This is a genomic window from Acetobacter nitrogenifigens DSM 23921 = NBRC 105050 (assembly GCF_000429165.1).
Lineage (GTDB): Bacteria > Pseudomonadota > Alphaproteobacteria > Acetobacterales > Acetobacteraceae > Acetobacter > Acetobacter nitrogenifigens.
In genome coordinates this window covers 1-8,977 of sequence record NZ_AUBI01000037.1, presented here as the reverse complement: position 1 = coordinate 8,977, position 8,977 = coordinate 1, and the positions used below count along the sequence as shown (strand labels likewise).

General features: G+C 44.1%; 10 protein-coding genes and 1 pseudogene. 10 read left to right on the top strand and 1 reads right to left on the bottom strand.

All coding sequences use genetic code 11. From position 1 onward, the window contains the following. Nucleotides 1-229: 229 nt before the first annotated feature. The 10 genes from G442_RS0118515 (at nt 230) to G442_RS0118480 (ending at nt 8,745) form a co-directional block, all read left to right on the top strand. Nucleotides 230-427, top strand: a complete 198-nt coding sequence (locus G442_RS0118515; protein ID WP_026399154.1) for a Flp family type IVb pilin — start codon at nt 230-232, stop codon at nt 425-427. A gap of 18 nt (nt 428-445) precedes the next feature. Continuing rightward, nucleotides 446-937: a prepilin peptidase gene (locus G442_RS26630; RefSeq protein WP_084440727.1), complete on the top strand. Its 492-nt coding sequence runs from the start codon at nt 446-448 to the stop codon at nt 935-937. A 3-nt stretch (nt 938-940) separates the two neighbouring features. Continuing rightward, nucleotides 941-1,789, top strand: a complete 849-nt coding sequence (gene cpaB, locus G442_RS0118510; protein WP_084440726.1) for a Flp pilus assembly protein CpaB — start codon at nt 941-943, stop codon at nt 1,787-1,789. Beyond that, entirely contained in the window at nt 1,779-3,194 is a 1,416-nt protein-coding gene (locus G442_RS23415; RefSeq protein WP_084440725.1) for a type II and III secretion system protein family protein, read from the top strand. The genes cpaB and G442_RS23415 overlap by 11 nt, the downstream gene beginning before the upstream one ends. A 1-nt stretch (nt 3,195) precedes the next feature. Further along, nucleotides 3,196-3,507, top strand: coding sequence for a hypothetical protein (locus G442_RS25430; protein WP_146882531.1), 312 nt, complete (start codon nt 3,196-3,198; stop codon nt 3,505-3,507). A gap of 4 nt (nt 3,508-3,511) precedes the next feature. Continuing rightward, nucleotides 3,512-4,759: an AAA family ATPase gene (locus tag G442_RS25425; RefSeq protein WP_146882533.1), complete on the top strand. Its 1,248-nt coding sequence runs from the start codon at nt 3,512-3,514 to the stop codon at nt 4,757-4,759. Then, entirely contained in the window at nt 4,756-6,102 is a 1,347-nt protein-coding gene (locus G442_RS0118495; RefSeq protein ID WP_026399151.1) for a CpaF family protein, read from the top strand. The genes G442_RS25425 and G442_RS0118495 overlap by 4 nt, the downstream gene beginning before the upstream one ends. Nucleotides 6,103-6,450: 348 nt before the next feature. Continuing rightward, nucleotides 6,451-7,056: a type II secretion system F family protein gene (locus G442_RS0118490; RefSeq protein WP_146882535.1), complete on the top strand. Its 606-nt coding sequence runs from the start codon at nt 6,451-6,453 to the stop codon at nt 7,054-7,056. Nucleotides 7,057-7,096: 40 nt separating this feature from the next. Next, nucleotides 7,097-7,945 carry a type II secretion system F family protein gene (locus G442_RS23410; protein ID WP_161628408.1) on the top strand — a complete coding sequence of 283 codons (849 nt, stop codon included), beginning with the start codon at nt 7,097-7,099 and terminating at the stop codon, nt 7,943-7,945. Between the two features lie 2 nt (nt 7,946-7,947). Further along, nucleotides 7,948-8,745 carry a tetratricopeptide repeat protein gene (locus tag G442_RS0118480; RefSeq protein WP_161628407.1) on the top strand — a complete coding sequence of 266 codons (798 nt, stop codon included), beginning with the start codon at nt 7,948-7,950 and terminating at the stop codon, nt 8,743-8,745. 111 nt (nt 8,746-8,856) lie between these two features. On the opposite strand, the pseudogene G442_RS25420 reads toward G442_RS0118480, so the two are convergent. Next, nucleotides 8,857-8,977 (bottom strand): annotated as a pseudogene (locus G442_RS25420) (IS5/IS1182 family transposase); the annotation flags it as partial.

Genomic DNA, 8,977 nt, shown 5'->3' with positions numbered 1-8,977 from the left:
GGGGGGGGGGGGGGGGGCTGTACGCCTGAGGCGATAAGAGGATCCGCAGGGCGTGTGACGGGCTGAAATGGGTAGTCCCGGATCGACTGTGACGCGCTGAAGCGGAGAAATTAACAAAATATCAACCGTTTTTAGAGATACAGGCCCTATTCCGTACGGCATAGCCTGATCCAGACGTTCGCGAGGTTCGGTGCACCTGCCAAAGGACACTATAGCTTACGAGGGCGTTATGACGAAATTCTGGCGGGCGGTTACCCTATTCCTGCGGGATCGTGAGGGGGTGACTGCAATTGAATACGCACTGATCGCCGGCCTCGTCGCCGTCGTAGCGTTCACGGCGATGCAGACGCTTGGCACAAACCTGACGTCGCTGTTCAATACAATTGCCAATGACGTCAAAAGTGCGCCCGGTGGCACCTCAGGCTAAATCATAGTCAGTCGGGAGATGGCGCACGTTTTTACAGGTGGCGCGGCGCTACTCCTTCTTGGCGCTGCGGCCATCTCCGACTGGCGGACGCGGCTCATACCGAATCGCCTGTCGGGGGCGTTATTTCTTCTCGGATTATTCTCTTTTTTTTGTAACGGTCGTGGGTTGGTTGGCGCTGCGACGTTTCTGGCAGCGTCGATTGTGCTGCTTTTGTGTTGGCGGTTGGGTCTCCTCGGTGGTGGCGACGTGAAACTTCTCGCGGGTGTGTGCCTTCTTCTGCCCCCACAAAGTTTTGTCCGGACGGCATTTTGGATTGCAATATCGGGGGCGATATTAGCAATTTTTTATCAGTCATCGTCTATTTCTAGACGCAAGGTAGTCCTTGCTATGAAGTGCCGTAATGTAAACCGGCCCCATGCGGAGGCAAGCTTGTGCAGCCATCGTAATGACGAAGCTCTTCCTTATGCGGTCGCCATAGTTTCTGGATACGCTTTGAGTTGTTTGGTGTGAATAATGCTGAATCAAAATATACATAGATATATACCATATGTATGTATATTTTTTTTGAGTGGAACGTCGCTGTACGCGATTTTGAAGTCAGCGGCGCGGCCGCCCGCGCAACTTCACGACGCCGCTGCGATGATTAAACCAGAACCGAAGGTTTCGGTTCTGGTGGCTGAACATCAGCTTTATGCCGGATCTGTTATAAAAAACGGGGATCTTACGGAAGTGCAGACGCCAAAATCGTTTGTATTTCCGGGCGCCGTTGTAGAATCAGATTCTTCAAAACGTGATCTTGTTGGAACTCTGTTGAAAGTTTCTATTCCGAAAGGAGCGCAAATCAGGGTTGAGGATGTGGTGCATCCGGGTGAAGGAGGATTTCTTGCGTCGCTACTCGGGCCAGGGCTTCGTGGTGTGGCCGTGGCGGTGGATCCTGCAACGTCTGCGGGTGGCCTGATTTGGCCGGGCGATTTTGTCGACGTAATACTAACGGTCTCCGATACGTCAGAAGGCGTCGGGCCAAAAAACACGACGTCTAAAATCATCCTGAGCGATATACGTGTCGTTGCGGTGGATCGACGTTTAGTGCGAGGAAAAGATCCCTCGAAATCGGAGGAATATCCGAAAAATGTTGTTTTGGAACTCACTCCGATCCAGACACAAAAACTGTCCCTGGCGACAAAAATAGGAAAAATAACACTGTCGCTGCGATCGATTTCCCGTGTGGCAGGAGAGAAAGATCATATTGACGACTCATTCTCTTTCGATTTTCTTGATACCAATGCGCCGAAATCTACCGCTGCACCTACGAATATTCTCCACGTCTTTAATGGCCGGGTCGAGGTGAAAAGTGAGAATTAAAGAAAACCTTATTGCAAAAATATGTACAAATTTTCTTTTGTCATTTTCTGCGGCATTCTCGGTTTTGTCGTGTGCTCTGGCCGAAACGCCGTCGACGGGAATCGTTATACAACTTGGAGCCGGCCGCTTAATAGAATTAAAAAATCAAGTAAGAAACGTATTCGCCGCTGACCCGAAAATTGCGGAAGTGAGACCGGCAAACTCTTCAACCCTTTTTGTCTTCGGGACGGGATTGGGTCATACGACAATTTCGGCGTCAGATGAGGCAGGACATTCGATCGCCCAATACGACGTAACGGTAGTGCCGGCTCAATACCCGGCTTCTCAAACGAGAGAAAGTTCATCAAAAGAGCTTGGAAATTCCGTTACACCGAAAATGCTTCCCGGCGGCATGATTCTGAATGGATATGCGAGAGATCCCGAGCAGGCGCAAAAAATCGCCGAGGAAGCTCAGGATGAGGTTGGGAAAGACCATATCTACAATCATATGACCGGGAGTCAATCATTGCAGGTGAATCTGCAAGTCAAGGTTGTAGAGATGTCTCGACAACTGGTGCGTGAGATTGGCGTCAATTGGGAAAACATGAACGCTCTTGGAACAAGCGCGGCCATAGGAATCGCCACTCAAAATCCGCTGGCAGCGATGACATCGTACCAAAGTAGCCTGTCATTTTTGTCAAAATTCAAGGTTGCTGGACGTTCGATGAACCTTGAGACGGTAATAGACGCGTTATCTCAGGATCAGCTTATTCACGTTTTGGCAGAGCCTAATCTTACGACGATGAGCGGAGAGTCTGCTAGCTTCCTTGTGGGTGGAGAATACCCTATACCGGTCTCTTCTTATAATAATACAGTCTCTGTTCAATTTAAGCAGTATGGAGTTTCTTTGTCCTTCGTGCCGACGGTTTTGACGTCAGGAAGAATCAACTTGCATGTCAGGCCGGAAGTCAGTCAACTGTCAACTAACGGCGCCGTACAAATGGGAGAGGGTAATTCTACGATTAGTATTCCTGCTCTCACGGTGAGTCGAGCGGATACGACTGTGGAACTAGGAAGTGGGCAAAGCTTTGCGATCGCTGGTCTGTTTCAGGACAATACTACAAATCAAAACCTTGGATTGCCAGGACTTGGGGACTTGCCGATTCTAGGGGCGTTGTTTCGCTCCAACAGCTTTCAGCATAATCAAAGTGAGCTGGTGATTATCATTACTCCATATGTTGTGCGTCCGGTTGGAAGCCCGGATTTATTAAAAACCCCGGATTCCGGCTGGGTGCCGCCCTCAGATTATCAGCGAATATTTCAAGCTAAACAACGCGCAAGCGATCGTGAAATTTATGATGCGTCAACAGATAGAAAAGATGACAATATTGATGGAAAATTAAATATTGGATTTATGGTTAATTAACATGAAGAAGATAAAAATATTTCTATTCAATCTGCCCTTGTGCGTGTCTTTTCTGGTATTCGATGGGTGCGCCCAAGTAGATCCGTTATACTCAAGTTTTTCATGGAATTCGTCGAGCGCGAACGCGAAAAATCTCTCTTTACAAGTGGAGAATACGAAAGATTTATCTTCCGGAAAATATGAACAAGAGCATGATATTTCCTTAGGAGCTGAAGCCGTTAAACGCTTGAGGGAAGGAAAAGTGAAACCGCTACAAGACGCGGCCCTAAGCAAAGTTGGAAATTCGCAAGGCGTTTCTTCCAAGGATCAATAGCAAAATGGTAGAATTTAAAAAAAAATATAAACCTGACAGCGGAAATACGACGTCGGTACAAGAATATTATGCTCAAGCGTTCGTGATAGATGATGATAGTGAAGCAGTCATTTGTGAAGTTTTGGAAGAATTTCGTTCGGGTCAGTATTCTGTTGCAACTATGAGTTGCCAGGGGGCAGTAGAGAATCTTAGGCGGGGCGGTAATCCACGAGTTCTTATCGTAGATGTGAGTAATGAAAAACAGCCGATCATTATTTTGGAGGAGTTGGCCGCCACATTGGAGCCTGATGTGAAGGTTCTTGTCATCGGAGATCGTCAAGACGCTAATTTCTATAGACTGGTAACACGGGGCCTTGGAGCAGCAGAGTACCTGTATAAACCGTTGACGCGTGCGATGGTGGTTCGGTTCTTCGGCCCATTTTTAGCCACCGGGGATTGCGCGCCAGATGTAAGTCGTGGAGGACGTGTTTTAGGTGTTGCGTCAGCACGAGGAGGTGCTGGGTCTACAACAATAGCGGCCAATTTGTCATGGTATCTAGGTGAAGTATCTCGTCGGCATACATTGTTCATAGATGGCGATATTTACAAAGGTTCCGCGGCGGTGTTGTTGGGTGTAAAAACAGATAATGGATTGCGTGCCGCATATGAATCGCCGCACCGCGTTGATGAATTATTTATCGAACGCAGCGCGCAGAAGGTTGCGGGTCGATGCGACCTTTTAAGCAGTCAGGTTGATTTTTCAGAATCTGTGGTTGTAGCGGAAAATGGACCGCAGCATTTAATCGAAGTGGTGAGAAAAAAATATAATTTTATTGTTGTAGATATTCCGAATTTCAAAAATGACCTATCATTTGCGTTGAATGATTTGTGTCAACAGAAAATAATAGTTCTGAATCCTACGCTTCCTGGGCTACGGGATACAATTAGAGAAATGTCATTGGCATTTTCTAACGGTCATGGAACTCGTCCTGTCTTGGTTTTGAATAAATCAGGGCAACCTGGGGGACTGTCAAGGCAAGAAATAGAGGGCGGGCTAGGACGAAAAATAGATGTTGTTTTTCCTTACCTACCGAAATTAATTAATAATTCTGAAATATCTGGTGTGCCCGCCGCATCTATAGATGGACCATTTAAGGACGCGGTCATTTCCCTTGCTCAAGAGGCGGCATCAATCGCTAGCGTCAAAAAAATTGCCAATGAGAAAAAAATATTTGGTAAAATTATTAATTATATAGAAGGAGCTAAACGATGAATGGGACACGTGCATTTGGTAAGAAGAACCTTGGAGCAGCAGTGGAACAGCCGAATCTAGCTACTCCAGTAAAAGCTCAAAATTTCGATTACGCAGCTCAGGCAGCAGAACTACACAGTGCCTGTCTAGAAAAACTTGACCCAGCTGCGATCAATAAGCTTTCACCCGACAGGTTGATGGCGGAAATTGAACACGTTGTGAACGAAATTGCAAATGAAAAAAGAATTCAACTAAACGCAAAAGAGCAAAAATCACTAGCAAACGACCTAGTTAATGATATGTTGGGTCTCGGCCCAATCCAACCGTTATTAGATGACGACCAGATAACAGATATAATGGTTAATGGACCTTTTAAAATATTTGTCGAAAGGCAAGGGGCGCTTATCGAAACGGATGTAAATTTTCGGAATAAAAAGCATCTCATGGCTGTGAGTCAAAGAATCGCGTCGGCGGTAGGGCGTCGTATAGACGAATCCAGCCCTACGGTAGATGCTCGACTTTCTGATGGTTCACGGGTGAATATAGTTTTCCCGCCGTTGGCATTGGATGGTCCGTACTTGTCTATAAGAAAATTTTCAAAAAAAAGCATTGATTTTAAATCTATCGTAGAAAATGATGGATGCTCTCAGCAGGTGTCAAAAATTTTAGAAATATCCGCAAAGTGTAGACTGAATGTCATAATATCTGGGGGGACAGGATCCGGGAAAACCACTTTGATGAATGCGATGTCGAAATTGATCGATCGCGGAGAAAGAGTGGTTACTGTCGAGGATGCTGCGGAGTTGCAATTTCAGCAACCTCACGTAGTGAGATTAGAGACTAGGCCTCCGTCGATTGAAGGGACGGGAGAAATCACTCAGAGAGATTTGGTGCGTAACGCCTTGCGTATGCGTCCTGACCGAATAATTATAGGAGAAGTGAGAGGAGGAGAAGCGTTTGATATGCTCCAAGCAATGAATACAGGTCACGATGGCAGCATGTCAACTATTCACGCAAATAATACGCGAGAAGCTATTACTAGAATAGAGAACATGGTTCAAATGGGAAACCTTGGTCTATCACCACAAGCAATTCGTTCTCAAATAATTGGTGCTGTCGATCTTCTGGTGCAAATAGAGCGGCATAGAGACGGGGTCAGACGGATTGTCCAGGTTACAGACGTGTCCGGTCTCGAGGGTGATATAGTTGTTTTGAACGACGTCGTTTCATTTGTTATGGATGGAGAGAGGCACGACGGACATATAAAAGGAAGCTATAAAATATCTAGAACAAAAACGAGTTTTCATAACAAACTGCGATATTTTCAATTAGATAAAAGTTGGAATGCAGCCTTGGGTGAGTGAATTGTTGTGCTGAATTCGATTTGGTTTTTTTTTCTTGTTTGTTTTTCTGTTTTCTATTGTTGGTTATTTTTCTATTAAATATAATAACGAAATAGTGAAGCATAGATATTATCGGATTGGAGAGGTGTGTAGTATATCCACTTTTCGAGTGATGCATGATAATTTATCAATTATAAAAAATAAAAATTCAAAAAGTTTATTTTTTGAATTTTGCAAAATATTGTATGGACCGAGTCTCGGTGGAGCGATTTTTACAAGAAATTTCCACATAAAGAATGGGATCATTACATTATTAATAATACTATTTTCTATTTTTATGAGCATTAATTTTTTTATTACTTTTTTTTGGTGTCACCTGCTCTGATTTTTGTTGCATGCCGTCTGTATAATAGTCGTGTCAAGGGTATTTATGTTGCAACTTTGGTTGAGCAATTGCCAGATGCCGTTTTGATGATTTCGCGCAGCCTTAAAGTGGGTATTTCTTTAATCAATGCTATAGAAATTGTTTCGAGAGAAACAAGATCTCCAACTAAGGATTTATTCCGGGAGGTAATTGCGAGAACTGTTCTTGGACGTGATCTGGGGGAATCGCTTAGGGAAGTTGCGATCAATAGCAAAGTTCAAGAATATGTTTTCTTTTCTACGGTCATAGGAATACAAATTAGTACAGGAGGTGGCCTGGCCGAGATGTTGGAGAGTTTTGGAGCATCCGTAAAAAAGCGAATTTTCGCTAGAAAGAAGGCGTTGGCGTTGGCGTCGGAGGCGCGCGCAAGCTGCTATGTGCTGGGCGGAATGCCTCCAGTCATGACTATTGTCATGTCTCTGATGAATCCTCATTACATGAGCGTGCTTTACGAAACGGGTCTAGGAAGAAATTTAATGTATGGCGCATTAGTCTCATTTTTTTTAGGAATCATATCTATGATAGTGATTTCCAAGCGAGTGTTGCGTTGAAATGTATTTTTTAATTATAGAACTAATTACTGCTTTTCTGTTGATTGTTATTGTGATAGGAAAAGTTCATTCAAATAGAAGGTTGAGAACTGATCGCTTGGCGAAGATTTGTTCCAATGGTCACAGGGAAATTATTAATAGTAACTTTTTTTTTAGCGTGATAAATGAAGCAAAGAAATACATATTAATTATTTTTGAAAAAAAGTATAATTCTGACGCCATTTACCAGACGGCCAGGAGGGAGGCGATTTTTGGTAAGGTCTTTTTTGTAAAAATCATTTCGATTCTGATTTTTATCTTGTCATTTTCGGTTTTCTTTGGTCTGGGTTACATTTCTCATAAGATTTGGAAATTTTCCTTTGTGATATCTGTCGTTCTTGGTATAATTACTCCCGATATAATAATTAGTTATAAGAAAAAGTTATACTTGTCTGGTGTGGACTCTGGGTTGGCGGATGCTTTGGATCTATTTTTGATTTGTGCCGATGCTGGGTTGGGTATGGAAACCAGTATGGAGCGCGTCGCGAAGGAAATGACATACCTCAACAGAAAGACCGCTTCAGAGTTTCTGTTGACTGTGGATGAGATGAAAGTAAACCCTAATCACGCTGTCGTATTGACCGGGCTGGGGATGCGAACAGGGCTTCCGGCAATGCTTCGACTCAGCTCTGCGTTGATCCAAACGCTGGAGACGGGAGCCTCTCTTCGATCAGTTGTGAAAGTCCTGGTCGCCGAAATTAGGGAAGAGAATCTCATTCGATTCGAGACTCAAGCGGCGCGCCTTTCAGTTTTGTTGACGATTCCGATGATAATTTTTTTGTTGCCGTGTGTTTTTATCGTGATCGCAGGGCCAGCGGTTATCAAGATTATAGATGTGTTGGGGCGTTGATGATGAATGAAGAGAATTTTTCTTGTTCTCGTCATATTGTGATTTCGAGTTTATTTTTATGTTCTTTGTTATTATGTGGTTGTCAGAGCGGTATTCGTGGAGATGATGTTTCGCATGAAATATCCGTCGCGGAGGTAGAAGCTGGCGGTGGTAACGTCGACGATGCAATTTTTAAATTGAGAAAACTTTACGAAAAATATCCTAAAAATATCGAAATTCTCCTTCAGCTTGCGAGTGTGCACGAGGGCGCGGGAAGATATGAGGCGGCCGTACAGTTGTATAAAAATGCAATAAAGTTGGAACCAAATTCCCGCATCGCTCAGATCTGTCTTGGTAAAATTTATATGAAATCGGAGAACGATAAGGCAGTCGAGATGTTTAAAAATTTGTATCAAAGATATGGAGAAAACTTTGATATTTTGAACGATTATGGTGTCAGTCTGGATGAGGTTGGTAGGTATTCAGAAGCGCAGGCAATATACAGGCGTGCGATGGAAGTGGATCCAGCACAAGTTTCCGCGCCGGTAAATTTTTCACTATCTTTGGCGTTGTCGGGAAAATTTAAAATGGCAATAGATTTTATCGAGCCGTACGCCGAAACGAGTGAGGTTTCTTCTAGGGCGCGGCAAAATTTTGCAATGATATTGGTTGGAGATGGGCAACGCCAACGTGCCATGCGTGTTTTGGAAAAAATTTTTTCAGAGAAGGATGCTGTTCGAGAGTTAGATGAGATGTCAAAATTCTGGGAACATTTTTCTGGAGGAGATAAAACGATTTACGATAGTATGCTTCATGGTTAGATTTTGCGCTTTGGTGTTGTGGTGTCGTGTTTTTTTGTTTTTTCCAATTGCATTTGTATATTGCTAACCTGCTTGAATGGGATCGGGATGTAGATTCGCTAGGTTCAGGACTCATCCTTTGAGCCAGAAGATGAAGGTTGCTGCGATGTGGATTGCGGACATGAAAGTATGAGCGCAGCGGTCGTATCTGGTTGCAACACGCCTCCAGTCTTTCAGTTTTGCGAACATGTTT

Bases quoted from the DNA above. Each gene is read 5' to 3' on its own strand.
- cpaB (WP_084440726.1), top strand. From the start codon at position 941: ATGCTGAATCAAAATATACATAGATATATACCATATGTATGTATATTT.
- G442_RS26630 (WP_084440727.1), top strand. From the start codon at position 446: ATGGCGCACGTTTTTACAGGTGGCGCGGCGCTACTCCTTCTTGGCGCT.
- G442_RS0118480 (WP_161628407.1), top strand. From the start codon at position 7,948: ATGAATGAAGAGAATTTTTCTTGTTCTCGTCATATTGTGATTTCGAGT.
- G442_RS0118495 (WP_026399151.1), top strand. From the start codon at position 4,756: ATGAATGGGACACGTGCATTTGGTAAGAAGAACCTTGGAGCAGCAGTG.
- G442_RS0118515 (WP_026399154.1), top strand. From the start codon at position 230: ATGACGAAATTCTGGCGGGCGGTTACCCTATTCCTGCGGGATCGTGAG.
- G442_RS25425 (WP_146882533.1), top strand. From the start codon at position 3,512: ATGGTAGAATTTAAAAAAAAATATAAACCTGACAGCGGAAATACGACG.
- G442_RS25430 (WP_146882531.1), top strand. From the start codon at position 3,196: ATGAAGAAGATAAAAATATTTCTATTCAATCTGCCCTTGTGCGTGTCT.